Below are 17,459 nucleotides of genomic sequence, written 5' to 3' on the forward strand. Positions count from 1 at the left end.
TAGATAGTCAGCCCTAGTAGCGACGAGCCACAGAATTATAGCTCAAATAATAGTCCTTTTTCTTTTCGTTATACTCAAAAGATAGTCTTAACAATTGTGCTTTCTCAATAGGACTATTCTGATTAGTGTAATCATGATCAACTGACTTATGTATGATTCCTGATGAATGGACGTTGATACTTCTCCAGTCCCTTTTTGCCTGAGAATGTTCCCTCACTACCTCAGACAAGGATGTTGCTGGACCCAAATAGTCTTGATCTTTAGTACGTAAGCTATTTATCTGCTCTTCCGTCCAATTACTGCTATAATTATCAACCTCAGTGACGCCATCAAGGGGATAAGTCGCTATTCCACCATCATAGACAAAGCGTCCCTTTTCGTCCTTCACAAAAGAGAGATCAATATACTCATTGCCATCTCCACGGTCATATCTCACCTTGAGACCACTAGACTCCATCTCGACATAATTGCCCTTACCATGACTTTTAATAATCGAACGTAAGGTATCAGACTTGGGTTTCAGATTTTCAAAATCTTCTTCCGTCCAGTTATAAATCGCAGACTCATCTTCGTAGTCTTTGGGATCATCGCTATCAGGTTTATCCTCATCAAGATCTGACTGAGACACCTGCTGAATCAACCTGTATTTTTTCATAGCCCCTCGATAGACAGAACCACCTAAAGTGGCAAAGAAGGATAGTCCAATCAAACCAACCAAGATTGCGGTGAAGAGAAATCTACCTAGCTTCTGTCCCATTCTAAAGAGAATGATAGCAAGGACAAAACATGCCACAATTACAGCCAGATACACAATTATCGGCTTATACTCCCAGGATAACAAGACCGAGCCCCAGTTCACACTTAAGAGTATCAGTGGCAGAGCAAGAGTCAAAAAGAAATGTCGCTTCTCAGCTTTTTCCTCCTGAAAAGCAGATTCAAACTCTGGCCCTTTATTACTAAAAGCCGACTCGAAAGCCTGATCACCATTCTTTAGATGATCATCACTTAAATAATATTCATTCTCTTTATTAAACCTCTACTCCTCTAAATATTCTATATAACAATTTCCCAGTTTTTTCTATTGTAACAAATGAAAGCGTCATTTTCTACAAATATACTAAAAAAGCAACCTATCTTAGGTTGCTTAAAGGTTTAACATTAGTCATTCTCAATTTTTTCAGCTTCTGTACTGAATTTTTGTGCGATGGCTTCAAGAGCTAATTCATCTGTATCTGGAAGAGTGATGGCATCATCAGAAATCTCATCAATATTTGCATAAAATTCAATATGATTCTTCAGATTTTGGAGATGAATTGGTGCATCACCACCGTATTCGCCATCGAGGTTAATCATCATACGATCATCACTTAAAGGCTCAATATACAGCGAGCTCGTTTTGATATAGGAAATTCTCTTGTCATAGATGTGTTTACCACCTTGGAGAATTTGACGAATGAGGTCAACCAATTCAAAGAGGTTAGCTGTCTTAACCATGATTAGAGTAAATTTACCATCATCCAGTTTAGCATCTGGGGCAATCGTTTCAAAGCCACCAACTGAATTGGTCAAGGCAACGAAAATCATGGAAAGACCACCTTCAAAAACACCCTCATCATGCGTAACACGAACAGGAACCTTCTTTACCTGTGGCAACAACTCTGCCCCCTTAACAAGGTAGGCCAAATAACCAAGTACTGTCTTTAAGCGACTAGGTACACTATAGGTTAGTTCCGTAAAGGAACCAGCAGCCGCAATATTGATGAAGTATTTGTCATCATAGGCACGGCCAATATCCATCTGAAGGGTCTGATTTTTAGCGATAACCTTGGCTGCTTCAACAGGATTTCCTCTTGGAATCTTCAAGGCGCGTGCAAAGTCATTTGTCGTTCCCGTTGGAATAACCGCCATTTGTGGGCGTTTTTTAAGCGGGGCAATCCCAGAAACAACCTCATTGATTGTACCATCGCCACCAGCAGCAATAACTAAGTCAAAGCCTGCTTTGGCCGCACGAGTGGCCTCATTTTTTGCTGAGTTCTCATCTGGTGTTGTTTGAAAGGCTGACGCTTCAAAGCCAGCACCTTCCAGAATATCCAAGACCTCGGCAACATTTTTTTTCATAATTTCTTGTCCAGATGTTGGATTATAAATTAAGCGGGCACGTTTTTGTTTCATATTGAACTCCTATAAATCCAGCAACCAAGCCTCATCTTTTACTTCAATTCCTAGGCTTTGTGCTTTTTCCAACTTACTTCCGGCATCACTACCAGCAACTACTAAATCTGTTTTCTTAGAGACAGAACCTGTCACCTTAGCACCCAGAGCTTCTAGTTTTGCCTTTGCTTCACTACGTTTAAGATGCTCCAATTTTCCTGTCAAAACAACTGTCTTACCAGATAAGATAGCATCATCTGCCACCTTTTGTCCAAGATAGGACAAATTAACGCCATAGGATTCCAGTTCTTTCATAAGAACTTGAGCCTCCTCCTTAGCAAAATAGCGCTGGATGGACTTGGCAATAACCTCTCCTAAACCATCTACAGCAGCAATAGCCTCGACATCTGCACTGGCTAACTCTTGTATACTGCCAAAAGCTTCTAGCAACTGCTTACTAACTTTAGCACCGACATGACGAATGCCCAAGCCATAGAGTAATTTCTCTGCAGAATTTTCTTTTGATGCTTGAATGGCTGCGTAAAGTTTTTCAGCCGATTTTTCCTTGAAACCTTCCAATTGAAGGAAATCCTGACTGTTCAAGCCATAGATATCAGCCACATCTTTAACCAATTCAGCTTTAAAGAGCTTTTCAACCACTGAAGGTCCCATACCTGCGATGTTCATGGCATCTCGAGAGGCAAAATGAATCAGGCCTTCCTTGATCTGAGCAGGGCAAGAAGGATTGATACAACGTAGGGCAACTTCATCTTCAAAATGTAAAAGACCACTGCCACAAGATGGACATTGAGTCGGTACTTCCATCGGCTCCTGTGTCGTACGCTTACTCTCTACTACACGAAGTACAGCAGGGATAATATCACCAGCTTTGTAGACAATTACGGTATCACCGATACGAATGTCTTTTTCGGCAATGTAATCTACATTATGAAGAGTGGCCCGACTAACCGTTGTCCCCGCTAATTGCACTGGAGTCAAATTAGCAGTCGGCGTTACTACACCCGTACGACCTACCTGCCAGTCAACTGAGAGAAGCTCTGCTTCCTTTTCCTCAGCCGGGAATTTATAAGCAATGGCCCAACGTGGCGCCTTAACTGTAAAACCGAGTTCTTCTTGCATAGCCAAACTATTGACTTTGATGACAACACCATCAATATCATAGGCCAAGTGATCACGATCTTCTCCAACAGCTTGAATAAAGTCCCAAATCTCATCCATCGATGATGTGACAATGCGTCGTGGATTAACAGAGAAACCGAGTTCTGCCACTTCATTTAAGACATCATTTTGTGTGAGACGCTCCGTTGGACTAGCTTCCTGATAAAGGAAAGTCGCCAAACGACGCTCTGCAACCACTTTGGTATCTAATTGACGAAGAGTTCCTGCTGCAGCATTACGTGGATTGGCAAATTCGGCCTCTCCATTTTCCTGGCGTTGGATGTTGATGCGTTCAAACTCAGCCCGTGGCAGGTAACACTCCCCACGCACCGTAATATTAAGAGGTTGGTCCAACTTCAAAGGAATATCTGAGATACGCTTGACATTTTCAGTGATATTCTCACCTACAGAACCATCACCACGTGTCGCACCTACCTGAAGAATACCATCCACATAGGTCAACGAGATAGAAAGCCCATCGATTTTGAGTTCAGCCATATAATCGGCATTAGGAAATTCGTCCTTAACCCTCTTATCAAAGGCATCTAGCTCTTCTCGTGAAAAAGCATCCTGCAAACTATAAAGCGGATACTCATGTTGATATTTTTCAAAACCATCAAGTACCGGCCCTCCCACACGATGTGTTGGACTATCTGCTTGAACAAGTTCTGGATGTTCAGCCTCCAAAGCTACAAGCTCACGATAAAGCTTATCATACTCAGCATCTGACACTGATGGATTATCTTCCGTATAATACTCTTTTGCATACTGGTTAAGTTTAACAACCAGCTCTTTCATTCGTTTTTCCATAGGAACATTTTAACATAAAAGCAGAAAAAAACGCCTTTACAGACGTTAATTTAGGAAACAAAATCAATAACTTTGGCCAATTTCTTAATAAGAATTGCACCAACTAAGAGAGAAGCCAATTCTCCCATAGCAACAGTGAACCAAGTTGCCCAAAATGGTGCCTGAGTAACCAAGGTCAACTCAGCCGCAATTGTCACCATGAAGAATGAGAAGTAAAAGGCAAAGTAAACATGAGCCTTGTCAAAAAGTCCACCTAAAATATCTTGGTTCTTAAATCGGTCGAAGAAATAAACACCTGAACCGACAAAGACCAGTGTCGAGAGACTTCCGACAACCACATCAATCATGTTAAAGCTAAAGAAATTAGCAATCACACAGCCCAAAGTCACGGCAATGATATACTTGCGATTATAAAATCCTAACAGATTGAACATTTCTGCAATTCGGAACTGGTAGGGACCATACGAAATTAAGTTAAAAGGTGGCACAACAGTCAAGACTACATAAAGAGCTGCCACAATAGCAATATGTGTTAAATCACGAACAGTTTGTTTTTTCATTTTTCCTCCATAATCATTATCTTTTTATTATCTACAAAGGATAATATTCCCGTCAAAAGAGCCTGGATCTCACCAAGCTCTCTTTATCATCTAGGAATCATCCTCATCTTTTTTATGTTTTTTGCTGTCACTATCATCTCCAGAAAAGCTCTGAATAATAGTAATCACATCTCCTCTTCTACTTTTCAGTTCACCTTGTCTAAGCTCTTGATAGGTCGCATTAAAGACGGCCCCCAAAATCAAAATCCTGGCCAAGAAGATGAACCAAAGCATGAAGACGAAAATCATAATGGATCCAAATAACTTGATATCAACTAATCGACTCAAGGTACGAATCACATAAGTTCCAAACAAGTTGCTTAAATAGCCAATCACTAAAGTCGTAAAGATAGTCCCTGGCATAACATAGCGGATTTTTCGAATCTTCACATTCGGAAGCACAAAATAAAGCACCATCATTCCCAGGAAGACAACTGCAATACTCAGAGGCTGAATACTATTTAAAATAAGCTGAGTCATCTTGGAACCAATAGGATAGGTCTGTGTAATAACTCTAAGGACCGACTGAATAATCGTAGACAGCATTAGTGCAAAGGTGAGCAGGAACAAGATGACCAGACTCATGAAACCACCAACAATGTGACTAATAAAGACATCACGGTGTTCTGAAGCACCATATACCTTGTTAATCGCCTTTTGAAGCGAAGACAAGGACTTAATCATTGTCCAGAATCCCGTCAAAGAGGCAACTCCCAACAACTGTCCAGAAGGTGTCGAAAAGATATCCTGAACAACGTTGGCTGCAGGTGCATAAAACTGCTTAGGAAGGTGCTCATTCATAAACTTCAAGAGATCAGTCGTATCAATATTCAGATAGGGAAAGACATTTGCCGCAATGACAATAAGCGGAAAAACCGTCAAAATGAGATAGTAAGCCACTGCAATAGTTGAAATATCTATCTCTGCACTACGATAATGCCTAAGATAAACCTGCAAAGGGCCCCATTGGAGTTTATCCAATAGACGGGCCATTAAGCCTTGTCGTTTCATATTAGTAGGTTCTTTCTTCGCCTTGAGAAGTCAAAATTACTGGACCATCCTTAGTGATAACAAATTGGTGCTCATATTGACAAGAAAGTCCACCGTCAAGAGTTTTGTGAGCCCAACCCGTTTCAAGGTCAGTATCGATTTCCCAGGTACCAGTGTTAATCATTGGCTCGATAGTCAAAACCATTCCTTCTTTGAGACGGAGACCTCGTCCAGCCACCCCATAGTTTGGCACCATTGGTTCTTCGTGCATTGTTGGCCCAACTCCGTGTCCAACCAAATCACGAACAACACCGTAACCACGACTTTCAGCGTATTCTTGGATAGCTGCACCGATATCACCGATACGGTTACCGACTACCGCTTGTTCAATACCAAGGTACATAGCCTCACGTGTTACTTCCATAAGTTTTTTAACTTCGTCAGATGGCGTTCCAATCGCATAAGCCCAACATGAGTCAGCCAAACCGCCAGAATATGATTCCGTGTATTTTTTAACCTGAGCAACATTGTCAAAATCCAATTTTGACACATCAAGGACTGACTTATCGATAGGTTCTGACAAGACCATATCAACCTTCAAGAGGTCACCATCTTTCAAAATATAGTGACGTGGAAAGGCATGTGCCACTTCGTCATTAAGGCCACAGCATGTCGCATAAGGGTAATCCATAATGCTTCCCTCAACACCAATCTGAAGGGGAAGGACATTCTCTTCTTTACAACGACGACGCACATACTCTTCCACTTCCCACATGTCTACGCCTGGTTTCAAGAGGTCACGTAGACCAATGTGAATGCTAGCAAGAAAATCCCCTGCCCTATCCATTGCTTCAATTTCACGTGCTGATTTTAATGTAATCATTGTTTTCTCCGTTTTCTTTATATCTTTTATTTTTAGTTACTAAGTTTTCTTAACCACAACGACTGATTTGCAGACGGTATGATTTCCGTGAGTAACCATAAGGTCCAGATGGGCTCTACGCCTGGTTTCAGCGATAATACTTGGTGTAATCGTCACCTTGTCATCGATCTGAGCTGCCTGAAGAAAGTAAAACATCATCTCTTCAATCACAAGACCATTTTGTTCCTGCTTTTCCATGATACGATAGACAACCTCTTTAACCATCTCTGCAAGAACACCCTGAGTGAGGTTTCCAGAATTGTCAATCATAGTGGGCTCGACCTCAAAGCTGAAAGCATGCTTGTCCTGGTTTAGGTTAGCTATCATTTGATCGCTAAAGGTGTGCAAGTTGCCACGATTATTATCCTGAAGTTCTTCCAAAACCTGACGACGGGTGATAACACCTAGATAGTGTTTTTCTTCATCCACAACAGGAATGATATCAAAGTCCTCAAAAATCATCTTTTGGGCCACAGTTGCCAGACTAGTCTCAAGTCGTGTCACCGTCGGCTTGGTCATTATTGCCTTGAGCATGGTCGTCGGTTGCTGATTAGACACATCTCGCATGGTCACAATCCCAATCACCTTGTCAGCCTCAGACAGAATAGGAAAACGCACCAAGTTCGTCCGTTTCACCAAATTCTGAAAATCCCTGACTGTCATTTCTGGAGTCATGTAGTTGTAGTCTTCTCGTCTGGTATAGACTTGAGCCACAGTCTTGATGTCTGTTTTGATACGGACATTCGAAAGTGCCTGGTTAATCATGGTTGCCACGGTAAAAGTATCGTAAGTTGTTACCATGACTGGAAATTGCTTCAAACGTGAAAGCTCTTTGACCCTATCGGAAACCCGAAAGCCCCCCGTCACTAGAATAGCATTATTGTGTTCTAGGGCAAGCAATTGAATATCCTCACGGTCCCCAACAATAAGAAGATCTCCTTTGGTTAGATAACGGGTGATATTCTCAATAGTCATAGCTCCGATATAGAACTTACTGAAGACACGTTCCAGACCTTCATGACCAGAGATAACCTCAGACTCTGTAATCTCCGCAATCTCCGCAAAGGTCAGCTTATCAAGGCGAACCTGGACTTTCTTTTCAATTCGAACCGTCCCACTCCGAGGACGTGTCTCAACCAACCCTCGATTTTCAGCTTCTTTAATTGCTCGATAGGCAGTTCCATCAGAAACCTGTAAGTGATTCGAAATACTACGGACACTAACACGCTTACCGATAGGTAAGGCCTCTAGATAATCTAGAATTTCTTGATGTTTACTCACAGTTCTCCTCCTTCTCAAAGCGGAGATAATCACGCATGGTACGGGTGTATCGGTCTGCTCCCTTAAAGCGGGACACAAGTTTAAAGCCAGACTTCTCCGCTACACGAATCGATGCCTTATTTTCCAAGTGGGCAATAAGAATAATACGATCCATTCCCACAGCTGTCAAAGCCAAATTTGACAGACAAGTAACTGCCTCTGTCATTAAGCCTCTACCCCAGTATGAGGCATTCAAAAAATAGCCAAGCTCTGCAGTCCGTTTCTGGACATCTATCTTTTCAAAACGAACGACGCCAATCATCTTTTCTAACTCTTTATCTACAATAGCCCATACACCTAGAGGCTTCTTCATGAAGTAATGAACCAAAAGGCAATCCGTTTCATGCTGTGTTTGAGTGGCAGGAAAGAAAAATTGTAGATTCTGAGGATTTGATACAATTTCGTGTAAATCAAAACGATCCAAAAAGATGAGTGGTCTAAAAGAAAGGCGCTCCGACTCAAAGAAGGCAAAAGCACCCAGACTAGTCCAAATATCCATGATAGTATTATAACACAGTTTTAGAAATGGAAAAAGGCTCAACCACTAGGGGTTGAACCTTAGACTTAATCTTCAATCAAACGAATATCTGCACCAAGGTCAGAAAGTTTCTCAATGATATTTGAATACCCACGAAGGATAAACTCAATATTGGTAATTTCAGTTTGACCTTCTGCCATAAGACCTGCCGTAACAAGCGCAGCACCTGCACGCAAATCACTGGCTTTTACTGGCGCACCTGAGAGTTGCGTTGGACCATTGTAAACAATTTGTCCACCGAGTACCTGAATATCAGCACCCATACGAGCCAATTCAGGAACGTGGTTCACACGCTTCTCATAAATCGTATCAATAATTTTTCCTCGACCACTTGCTTTCAGTAACAAAGGTGTCATCGGTTGTTGTAAATCCGTCGCAAAACCTGGATAAGGCGATGTCTTAATGTCAACAGGTTTTAAATCACCTTGCTCTTCAACAAAGATGGTATCTTCTTCAACTGTCATACGAACACCCATTGCTTCAAGTTTAGCGATAAAACTTTCAAGATGTTCATAAAGAACATTTTTAACCTTAATTCCCTTACCGATAGCCGCGGCCATAGCAATGTAGGAACCTGCTTCAATACGGTCTGGAATAACCTGATGACGAGTGCCATGTAATCTCTCTACACCTTCAATCGTGATGACTTCTGTACCAGCGCCACGAACACGTGCGCCCATATTGTTAAGAAGAGTTGCTACATCAATAATCTCAGGTTCACGCGCCGCATTCTCAATGACCGTACGACCGTCAGCCTTAGCCGCTGCCAACATGGTATTAATCGTCGCTCCAACACTGACCGTATCCATGTAGATATGAGCACCCTTAATGCGTTGACCAGCATCAGTCGCAATACGCATAGATTCGTCTTCATAGGAAATGCTAGCACCCATCGCTTCAAAAGCCTTAAGGTGAAGGTCAATAGGACGTGGTCCCAAATCACAACCACCTGGCAAACCTACTGTTGCTTGACCGTAACGTCCAAGCAAGCTACCGTAGAAATAGTAAGAAGCACGAAGACTGTTAATCTTACCAAATGGCATTGGCATATCCTTAACGCCTCGTGGATCAATTTCGAGTGTTTCGCCATCACGCTTAACAGAACCACCCATTACTTCTATAATTTCAATTAGGTTATCGACGTCGCTGATTGCTGGTACCCCGTCAAGAGTAACCACTCCATCAGATAAAATGATGGCTGGAATCAATGCAACAACTGAATTTTTAGCACCTGATACTGTAACTTCTCCTTGAAGTTTCTTACCACCATTGATGATAATTTTACGCATACTGTTCAATCTTTCTTATACTGGAATATTAGCTTTTACATTCTACCATAGATTGAGGTACATGACAAATTAAGAACTCTAACAATTATCGGACTGTTTCACTTGACCATTTAAACCAGCCCTTAAAACGGATGGCTCCGTCTTTATCTGTTCGTAAAATTTTAATGTGGCGTTGCTTAAAACGTTCTATTGTTTCATCATTTGGATGTTTATAACGATTGTTCTCACCAGCTGAAACAAGTGCAAGGGAGGGGTGCAGCTGGTCCAAAAAAGCTTCAGACGAAGAACCTTTTGAACCGTGGTGTCCAGCTTTGAGGACGCTTGCCCTTAAAGTTGGATAGCTGGCCATCAGTTCCTCCTCTCCTTCTTTTTCCAAATCACCGGTAAACAGAAAACTGCTTCCTAATAGCTTTCCGTAAAGAACTATCGAATCATTGTTACCGCCATCACCAACTTTATTTGGATAAAGAACCTGTAGATTGCTTCCCATCATGGGTAATTTGTCGCCAGCCTTTAAAGTGTGAACTGGGCATTTTATAGTCCGAAGTCTTTTAACAAAGCTAGGCTTAGTCAAAGACCCCTGACTGACACAGATTTCCTTAATCTTAAAACACTTGGCCACTTCTTCCAAATCACCAATATGGTCTGTGTCCGTATGCGTCAGGACCAGATAATCAATTTGAGACACTCCTCTAGCCTGTAGATAGGGAATCAAGGTTTTCTCCGCATTGCTCGTCTGGCTAGACTCTTGCCATTTTTCCTTAGTTCCAAACGTCACCCTGCCACCCACATCAATTAGGATGGTATCGCCTTTCATACTCCTCAGAAAAATACTATCTCCCTGACCAACGTCAACCACAGTCACCTCATTGGTTAAAGGATGTTTGACCCAGACCATCAAAAGTCCAAAAATCATCAAAAGGCAAATCCTAAACTGAGGCTTTTTCCAAAAATCAAAGAGCAAAATCAATACAGCTATCATCAAGCTAAACTGAAACAAACTAGGTTTCCCTAAAATCAAAGGTTGACCTATCCAGGATTGTATCCAAGTCAGAAAGGACTCCATCCATTCAAAAAGTGGGTTGATTTGAGAAAAGATTACCAGTCCTGAAAGGGCAAAGAAGACCGTCAAGACAGGCAAGAGAAAGCTATCAAATACAATTGAAAAGATTGCAGTGAGAATTAAACTAACTGGTTGAACGGTTCCATAATAGTAAGTTAGAAAGGGCAAAATCCCAAGACTCAATACCAAGCTCATATAGATTGATTTCTTTAAAGATGACAACTCCTCAAAATCAAACAAACACAACAAGAAGGCATAGGAACAACTTAATACACCTCCCACTGTTAAGAGAAAATGAGGTAACAAGAGAAACAATAGAAGCAAGGTTATTCCCATATTGTCCAGTTTTTTAATACCAAACTCAGCTAGCAAACTTTGAACCAAGGAACGTAGGACTGAAGCTGTCCATCCTGTCATTAAGCCATAACATAAGGAAAAAGGCAGCAAGACGATAAATAGATAATCTTTAGGAAGACCTAAGCGTAGGAGACCGTAGCGAAACCATCCCAGAAAAAAGCCCACTTGCATCCCCGAAAGTGCGAATAGATGAATAATACCTAAACTTGTGTAAAGCTGGCTCTGCTCATCGAACTCCTTATCCAAATATCCAAAGAGCAGGCCTGTCATATAGTGTCTCATAGGACTAGGAAAGTGCGTCTGGATATGAACCAAAGCCCTCCTCCTCAGTTGATGGAAAAAAGCTAGGGGAGATAGAGATTTTTGAGGTACCACTTGGTCCAAGCGCTCAATCTGAGCGATTCGATAAATACCTTGACTGGCTAGATAAGACTGATAATTAAACCCTTGAAAATTACGTTGACCAGTTGCTGGGGTTAACGTAATTTTCCCTTTTAATACTAGCGTTTGGCTAGCAGTCTTGAAAAAATGCTGCTCCTTCTCAGATTTGAGTCGGTAAAAGACCTGATAGTTTTGTCCCTTGGCCTTACCGATAGCGGATAATTGCTCACCATTAACCGATAGCGTATCAGCAATCAGAGTCACCTGATTGATTTCAGCAGGGGCTTGTTTATCTTGTATGCTAGCTCTGTGGTGCAAGAATAAAAAGTAGACCAAAAAGAAACTACCTACAAGTCCCACCAACTTTAGGGCTGTCTTATTCTTCCAATGATGCTTCAAAAAACAGACCATAAGAAAGACAAAAGTCCCAATAGCGTAAACATTAGTGACAAAAATCGTAAAATAAAGGGCAGCTATTAAAAGAGACAAGGAAAAAAGATTGATTGGAGCTTTTTTAAGCCACATAGAGGGACTCTCTGATTTTATCTAATGTTTTATCTCCAATTCCTGAGACATTTTTCAAGTCATCTACGGATTGAAAGCCTCCATGACTTTCACGATAGGCGATGATATCCTCTGCTCGCTTAGCTCCAATTCCAGAAATGGTTTGCAATTCCTCTGCAGTCGCTGTATTTAAATTAATTTTCCAATCCTTAGCATTAGTTTGCCCTCCTTTGTCAGAAACCTGACTAGTTCCTGATTGACCAAGGACAGAAAGGTTTTCATCCTTAGTTGCCACATAGATAACCTCTTCGTCTGACAAGCTTGCGGCTAAATTAACACTCTTAGCATCCGCATCCTCGGTCATTCCCCCAGCGGCTTTGATGGCGTCAGTCACCCTAGCGCTTGCTTTTAAAGTATAAACACCTGGATTGGCCACAGCCCCCTTAACATCCACTGTTACTTTTGACTTATCCTTTTCACTTTCTTCAGTCTTTGACTGAGAAGACACTTCAGTAAGTGATTTTGACCCTTCTTTGGATGAGGAGGTTGACAATGTTGTCACATCTGTATAAGACGTCTCCGCCTCCATGCTGTTGCCGGCACCACAAGTCATCCATAGAAAGAAGCAAAAAATCACCATTAGTACAGCGATGACACTCACAAACAGACGATTATCTTTGACATAGGTTAGAATCTTTTCCTTCACGCTATTCTCCTTAATTGATATATTTTCTTTCTTATTCGTAAAAAATTTAAAAAATACATCAAAAAGTAAAAAACTCCATCAGATCTATGTCTGATAGAGTTTTTAGCTTATTTCTGAGTTTCTTTGGCACGATGTTTTTCAGGATTCCAAACAAAGCTAGCTACATATGAGAAAGCCATGGTCAAAAGTACCGCAATGATAGCCACAATACCGAGAGGTACTCGGTAAATATAAGTCAAAGGATTGGGTTTCTTGCCTGTTTGATAGCTCAAAGCTTCCTCATCAAGGCGATCAAATTCAGACTGGATACGACGAGCAACCTCTTGGATATTTTCGTCATTCAAACGCTTCAAATCTGAAATATCAATAGGATTACCATAGTTCATATCCACACGTTCACCTGTCAAGAGCCCCTTGAGTTCACGAGGTCCTTGATAGACAACCGGCATAATCTTAACCTTAGCCATCTTAGCGATAACTGCAACCCCACCCTTAACATCAGATGAATGGCGGCTACCACTTGGAAACATAATCAAACTACGGTTACTCTTCTTAAGCATGTTAACAGGGTACTTGATAGCTTCTTGACCAGGATTTTCACGGTCAATCGGGAAGGCACCACACATACGAATCCACCAACCAAAGATACGATTCTTGAAAAGTTCTTTCTTAGCCATGAAAATAAACTGCTTAGGACGAGCTGAGAAAGCCATATAAACAGGGTCCCACCAAGTTCGGTGTGGAGCTACCAAGATATAGTTCTCGTCCTTACTCAATAACTTGTCACGATTGTGATAATGGGCATTGCCATTAATAATCCATAGAAGGAAGACAACAAGCCCACGTAAATAAGCGTAAAACACGTTTTTACCTCTTTTTCTACAATTTTTTAACTATTATACCAAAAAAAGGAGTGCTTTTTCATCGAATTTCTTTGTAAAACAATTGAAAATGTTGTGGCACTTTCTAATAGTTTGAGCTATAATGTAACTATGAAAAAATGTATTGAGATTATAGGGAAAAACAGGAAGGCACTTAATCTATGCCTCATTATTGCTAACTTGGCCGTACTGGCTATTCTAGGCTTTGTCTTGTCACAACGCCACAGCTCTAAAGCTGAACAAGTAGCTCATACTGAAAAAACTGAACAAGTAGCTAACGGAGCAAGTTCTTCTTCAGAACAAGCTAAAGAAAACGACAAAACACAACTCAAAAAGGGTAGTAACCATAGCATTGAAGCCTCTGATTATGCCTACGACGTTACTGCTGTTAATAACACTATCCGTGGTGTATCTCAAGATGTTGACGATAAGGTTGTCTTTTTAACCTTCGATGACGGAATTGATCCTACTTTGACACCAAAAGTCATGGATATCTTGAAAGAATACGGTGTTCATGCCACATTCTTCCACATTGGGAATACCATTAGTCAGGAAAATGCGGACATCCTCAAACGCCAAATTACAGAAGGACACGCTATTGCTAATCATAGCTTAAGCCACAACTTTAACCTACTTTATCCTGGGCGTGTTCCAAACCAAAGTCAAATTGTTTCTGAAGTTGACCAAACCAATGCCAATTTCCAAGCCATCCTAGGTAAGGACTTTAAAACAAGAATTTTCCGTTACCCTGGTGGTCATATGTCATGGCAAGGATTGGAGGCAACTGACCATGCTCTCGCCAATCAAGGTATCCAGTGGATTGACTGGAACATGCTCTGTGGAGATGCAGAACCACTCTCTGTTCGTCCAACGACATCTGAAACTATGATGGCCTACATGGATGGTTCTCAACAGTATTTCCCTGAAAGTCATGTTAAGGTTGTCCTTATGCATGACACTGCTGGTAAGGAGCTGACTGTTCAGACCCTTCCACAAATTATCGAATATTTCAAAAATCAAGGATATACCTTCGGTGTCCTAGAGTAATCACTCGCAACAGTTCCTTTGGGAGCTGTTTTTTGTTACAATTAAGACTATGACAAATCCAATTTTAAAAGATGGAGAACGCATTGACCAACTCTTCTCCACAGATGTGAAAATCATTCAAAATAAGGAAGTCTTCAGCTATTCTATTGATAGCGTCCTCCTCTCTCGGTTCCCAAAAATTCCAAAGAAGGGATTAATCGTCGACCTCTGTTCGGGAAATGGTGCCGTTGGCCTTTTTGCCAGCACACGCACTGAGGCACCAATTACCTTGGTTGAGTTGCAAAAACGCCTAGCTGATATGGCCAAACGTTCCGTCACCCTCAACCAGCTAGAGAATCAGGTGACTGTTGTCAATGACGACCTGAAAAATTTGCTTGACCATGCGCCGCGATCTCAAGTAGACCTTATTCTCTGTAACCCTCCCTACTTTAAGGCGACAGAAACGTCTAAGAAAAATCTGTCAGAGCATTACCTCTTGGCCCGCCACGAAATCACGACAAATTTAGAAGAAATTTGCCAGGTCGCTCGTCATGCCCTCAAATCTAATGGACGCATTGCCATGGTACATCGTCCAGATCGTTTTTTGGATATCATTGACACCATGCGCCAATATAATCTAGCGCCTAAACGCATCCAGTTTATCTATCCTAAGATGGGACGTGAGGCAAATATGCTCCTGATTGAAGCCATTAAAGACGGCTCGACAGATGGCTTGAAAATCCTTCCTCCCCTCTTTGTTCACAAGGAAAATGGCGACTATACCGACGAAATCTTTGAGATTTACTTTGGGAAAAAGACTGAGGGTGAGTCCTAAACGATGACAGAAAAGGATAGCAAGGCCTACATGTATGTGGTTGAGTGTGCCGATGGTACCCTCTATACAGGCTACACCACAGACGTCGAACGCCGCCTCAAAACCCATAACTCAGGCAAGGGTGCCAAGTATACCAGAGCCCGCCTACCAGTTAAACTCCTCTACTCAGAAGCCTTTGACAGCAAGCCTGAAGCCATGAGCGCCGAAGCACTCTTTAAGAAAAAAAGCCGAGAGAAAAAACTAGCCTATATCAAAGAACACACGGAAAAATAACCGTGTGTTTCTTGGTATAGGAAAAATCATCATGCTGTCACTTCTACTATTGCTCACCACATTACTGAAGAATTAATAATCAAATAGAAATTCTATTAGTGAATCACATATTTTAACAGGTTCTAAACCAACTGCTGACTGAAAAATCTGACCTTTTTCATTTTGCCAAACCACTATTGTATCAATTCCTGTATCTTCAATCACATAAAGATTATGTGGAATTAATGGATTTTCTCGCCATAATTCTTTAGTTATATATACAACATTTGTTCTATCATCTCCAATTAATCCTGTCAATTCATGACCATCGTAAGCCAAAATACCAAAATGTTCTAGATAATCAATGTAATCTAAAGAAAATGTTAGTTCCAGCATTTTCGACGCTTCCTTAACCTTATCTATTGATACACCTTGCCCATGAATCACTTCACTGTTATTTTTTAATATTTCAATTAAATTACTCGACATTATACAGACCCTTTATAGATTTCTCCTATGGCTTTCCAAATAGATTTTTTCTCACTCTTCCATTTATTATCTTCAAGAGATTTATGCACTCCCTTTTCTATTTTAGAATTGTGAAGTATTTTATTATTCTCTCCTAATCGATGTTGTTCTCTAGTTAATATCGCTAAAGGTGAATTTGTACTTTGACCAATATGATGTAATTCAAACGGAGTACCAGTTTTATCTACAGGGGAAGCCCCCTTCAATATTCTCTCAAGATTAGTTACCGTTTTTCCACCTAACTTACTCTTAATTGTTAAATCTATCGGTTGTGCAAGTATAATTCGACCGTTAATCACCTGTACTTTTAATCCTGCTGCTTCGTAAAGTTTATATTCATCCATGCTGGATATATTTTTGATTACTTCCAAAGGCCAGTTAGTTTTTTTCTGAATAATTGCAGCCTCATTCATAGTTAGACCTTTTAGTGTTGCACCTTTTAAAACTTTAAATTTGCTGAAGCCACCACCGACACTACCTGCAATAGCACCCCATTTGAACCCCTCACTACCTTCACTAGCTGCTGCTTTAAGCGCCTTTGCACTATCGTTTGTTTTTACAGCTTCAATCACACCTGCAGTTAATGCGGACATCGTACCAGTAGATAGAGCCGAAACTGCTCCTGTCTTAGCAGCTGTCATTAAAATAACACTTATCGCAGGTGCTGTTCCCGCGGTCAGAGATGATACGGTAATACATGTAATTATTACGCCAGAACCCACAGCCACATTTTTTAAAGCTTTATCGTAAGTATCATCATACTTTTCAAATTCTTTGACCTTGGTTGAATTTACTTTTTTATCATAAGTAAAGACATATTTTTTTCCACCAAATTCCTTATCCAACTCTTCAGAGGTGTATCCAAAGTAAATATTCTTTTTTGAATTATATTCTAAATCTTCTACATACTCTTCAGAGACATAAGTCGAATTTACATTTTCAATAAAGTAATCATCTCCCAGCTCTTTTACAAGCTCATTATACAATCGACTTTCTTGAGTTTCTGAAGAATTTTCTGCAAAAATCATCCTATTTTTCTTTTGTTCACTATAAAAAAGACTAAATGCGGTTGATCCTATAGCAAAAAGTAAGATAAATACCCCAACAATTGATAGAATTTTTTTCATA

The 17,459-nt window shown here is 40.8% G+C and carries 17 protein-coding genes; 3 read left to right on the top strand and 14 right to left on the bottom strand.

The annotated features are described in order from the left end of the window. Positions 1–13: 13 nt before the first annotated feature. The 12 genes from ACYVQ1_RS04275 to ACYVQ1_RS04330 form a co-directional block, all read right to left on the bottom strand. Entirely contained in the window at positions 14–757 is a 744-nt protein-coding gene (locus tag ACYVQ1_RS04275) for a hypothetical protein (RefSeq protein ID WP_461249907.1), read from the bottom strand. A gap of 401 nt (positions 758–1,158) precedes the next feature. Beyond that, entirely contained in the window at positions 1,159–2,172 is a 1,014-nt protein-coding gene (locus ACYVQ1_RS04280) for a diacylglycerol kinase (RefSeq protein ID WP_375217588.1), read from the bottom strand. A gap of 9 nt (positions 2,173–2,181) precedes the next feature. After that, entirely contained in the window at positions 2,182–4,140 is a 1,959-nt protein-coding gene (gene ligA, locus ACYVQ1_RS04285; protein WP_461249906.1) for an NAD-dependent DNA ligase LigA, read from the bottom strand. A 50-nt stretch (positions 4,141–4,190) separates the two neighbouring features. Continuing rightward, positions 4,191–4,700, bottom strand: coding sequence for a QueT transporter family protein (locus ACYVQ1_RS04290; RefSeq protein ID WP_004183169.1), 510 nt, complete (start codon positions 4,698–4,700; stop codon positions 4,191–4,193). Positions 4,701–4,790: 90 nt separating this feature from the next. Continuing rightward, positions 4,791–5,750 (bottom strand): YihY/virulence factor BrkB family protein, encoded by a 960-nt coding sequence (locus tag ACYVQ1_RS04295; RefSeq protein ID WP_461249905.1) that lies wholly within the window; start codon positions 5,748–5,750, stop codon positions 4,791–4,793. Position 5,751: 1 nt separating this feature from the next. Further along, positions 5,752–6,612 carry a methionyl aminopeptidase gene (locus tag ACYVQ1_RS04300; protein ID WP_004183173.1) on the bottom strand — a complete coding sequence of 287 codons (861 nt, stop codon included), beginning with the start codon at positions 6,610–6,612 and terminating at the stop codon, positions 5,752–5,754. Positions 6,613–6,651: 39 nt separating this feature from the next. Continuing rightward, the gene (gene spxR, locus ACYVQ1_RS04305; protein WP_037598368.1) at positions 6,652–7,932 is read right to left on the bottom strand and encodes a CBS-HotDog domain-containing transcription factor SpxR; all 1,281 of its coding nucleotides are present in this window, start codon (positions 7,930–7,932) and stop codon (positions 6,652–6,654) included. Beyond that, positions 7,925–8,470 carry a GNAT family N-acetyltransferase gene (locus ACYVQ1_RS04310; RefSeq protein WP_461249904.1) on the bottom strand — a complete coding sequence of 182 codons (546 nt, stop codon included), beginning with the start codon at positions 8,468–8,470 and terminating at the stop codon, positions 7,925–7,927. Before ACYVQ1_RS04310 ends, spxR begins: the two co-directional genes overlap by 8 nt. A 65-nt stretch (positions 8,471–8,535) precedes the next feature. Then, positions 8,536–9,798 carry a UDP-N-acetylglucosamine 1-carboxyvinyltransferase gene (locus ACYVQ1_RS04315; RefSeq protein WP_461249903.1) on the bottom strand — a complete coding sequence of 421 codons (1,263 nt, stop codon included), beginning with the start codon at positions 9,796–9,798 and terminating at the stop codon, positions 8,536–8,538. Positions 9,799–9,883: 85 nt separating this feature from the next. Continuing rightward, positions 9,884–12,124, bottom strand: a complete 2,241-nt coding sequence (locus ACYVQ1_RS04320; RefSeq protein WP_461249902.1) for a DNA internalization-related competence protein ComEC/Rec2 — start codon at positions 12,122–12,124, stop codon at positions 9,884–9,886. Beyond that, positions 12,114–12,809 carry a helix-hairpin-helix domain-containing protein gene (locus tag ACYVQ1_RS04325; RefSeq protein ID WP_461249901.1) on the bottom strand — a complete coding sequence of 232 codons (696 nt, stop codon included), beginning with the start codon at positions 12,807–12,809 and terminating at the stop codon, positions 12,114–12,116. The genes ACYVQ1_RS04320 and ACYVQ1_RS04325 overlap by 11 nt, the downstream gene beginning before the upstream one ends. Positions 12,810–12,916: 107 nt before the next feature. Continuing rightward, positions 12,917–13,672, bottom strand: a complete 756-nt coding sequence (locus ACYVQ1_RS04330; protein ID WP_060971746.1) for a lysophospholipid acyltransferase family protein — start codon at positions 13,670–13,672, stop codon at positions 12,917–12,919. A gap of 129 nt (positions 13,673–13,801) precedes the next feature. Here ACYVQ1_RS04330 and ACYVQ1_RS04335 point away from each other — a divergent pair, with 129 nt between their 5' ends. From ACYVQ1_RS04335 to ACYVQ1_RS04345, 3 genes are read left to right on the top strand one after another with little or no spacing between them, the layout of a single operon-like run. Then, the gene (locus ACYVQ1_RS04335) at positions 13,802–14,737 is read left to right on the top strand and encodes a polysaccharide deacetylase family protein (RefSeq protein WP_461249900.1); all 936 of its coding nucleotides are present in this window, start codon (positions 13,802–13,804) and stop codon (positions 14,735–14,737) included. Positions 14,738–14,786: 49 nt separating this feature from the next. After that, complete coding sequence (locus ACYVQ1_RS04340; RefSeq protein WP_461249899.1) at positions 14,787–15,551, top strand: tRNA1(Val) (adenine(37)-N6)-methyltransferase; 765 nt, start codon at positions 14,787–14,789, stop codon at positions 15,549–15,551. A gap of 3 nt (positions 15,552–15,554) precedes the next feature. After that, a complete protein-coding gene (locus tag ACYVQ1_RS04345; RefSeq protein ID WP_461249898.1) occupies positions 15,555–15,824 on the top strand; it encodes a GIY-YIG nuclease family protein in 270 nt (89 codons plus the stop codon). 72 nt (positions 15,825–15,896) lie between these two features. On the opposite strand, the gene ACYVQ1_RS04350 is transcribed toward ACYVQ1_RS04345, so the two are convergent. Then, positions 15,897–16,292 (bottom strand): SMI1/KNR4 family protein, encoded by a 396-nt coding sequence (locus tag ACYVQ1_RS04350; protein ID WP_201041318.1) that lies wholly within the window; start codon positions 16,290–16,292, stop codon positions 15,897–15,899. Then, complete coding sequence (locus tag ACYVQ1_RS04355; RefSeq protein ID WP_461249897.1) at positions 16,292–17,458, bottom strand: HNH/ENDO VII family nuclease; 1,167 nt, start codon at positions 17,456–17,458, stop codon at positions 16,292–16,294. The genes ACYVQ1_RS04350 and ACYVQ1_RS04355 overlap by 1 nt, the downstream gene beginning before the upstream one ends. Position 17,459: the final 1 nt, after the last annotated feature.

Source organism: Streptococcus parasalivarius (assembly GCF_054785155.1).

What these genes read in the sequence shown, in the direction of transcription:
- ACYVQ1_RS04300 (WP_004183173.1), bottom strand. Translation starts at nt 6,612, where the DNA reads ATGATTACATTAAAATCAGCACGTGAAATTGAAGCAATGGATAGGGCA.
- ACYVQ1_RS04345 (WP_461249898.1), top strand. Translation starts at nt 15,555, where the DNA reads ATGACAGAAAAGGATAGCAAGGCCTACATGTATGTGGTTGAGTGTGCC.
- ACYVQ1_RS04295 (WP_461249905.1), bottom strand. Translation starts at nt 5,750, where the DNA reads ATGAAACGACAAGGCTTAATGGCCCGTCTATTGGATAAACTCCAATGG.
- ACYVQ1_RS04280 (WP_375217588.1), bottom strand. Translation starts at nt 2,172, where the DNA reads ATGAAACAAAAACGTGCCCGCTTAATTTATAATCCAACATCTGGACAA.
- ACYVQ1_RS04335 (WP_461249900.1), top strand. Translation starts at nt 13,802, where the DNA reads ATGAAAAAATGTATTGAGATTATAGGGAAAAACAGGAAGGCACTTAAT.
- ligA (WP_461249906.1), bottom strand. Translation starts at nt 4,140, where the DNA reads ATGGAAAAACGAATGAAAGAGCTGGTTGTTAAACTTAACCAGTATGCA.
- ACYVQ1_RS04355 (WP_461249897.1), bottom strand. Translation starts at nt 17,458, where the DNA reads ATGAAAAAAATTCTATCAATTGTTGGGGTATTTATCTTACTTTTTGCT.
- ACYVQ1_RS04340 (WP_461249899.1), top strand. Translation starts at nt 14,787, where the DNA reads ATGACAAATCCAATTTTAAAAGATGGAGAACGCATTGACCAACTCTTC.
- ACYVQ1_RS04320 (WP_461249902.1), bottom strand. Translation starts at nt 12,124, where the DNA reads ATGTGGCTTAAAAAAGCTCCAATCAATCTTTTTTCCTTGTCTCTTTTA.
- ACYVQ1_RS04315 (WP_461249903.1), bottom strand. Translation starts at nt 9,798, where the DNA reads ATGCGTAAAATTATCATCAATGGTGGTAAGAAACTTCAAGGAGAAGTT.
- ACYVQ1_RS04310 (WP_461249904.1), bottom strand. Translation starts at nt 8,470, where the DNA reads ATGGATATTTGGACTAGTCTGGGTGCTTTTGCCTTCTTTGAGTCGGAG.
- ACYVQ1_RS04290 (WP_004183169.1), bottom strand. Translation starts at nt 4,700, where the DNA reads ATGAAAAAACAAACTGTTCGTGATTTAACACATATTGCTATTGTGGCA.
- ACYVQ1_RS04275 (WP_461249907.1), bottom strand. Translation starts at nt 757, where the DNA reads ATGGGACAGAAGCTAGGTAGATTTCTCTTCACCGCAATCTTGGTTGGT.
- ACYVQ1_RS04350 (WP_201041318.1), bottom strand. Translation starts at nt 16,292, where the DNA reads ATGTCGAGTAATTTAATTGAAATATTAAAAAATAACAGTGAAGTGATT.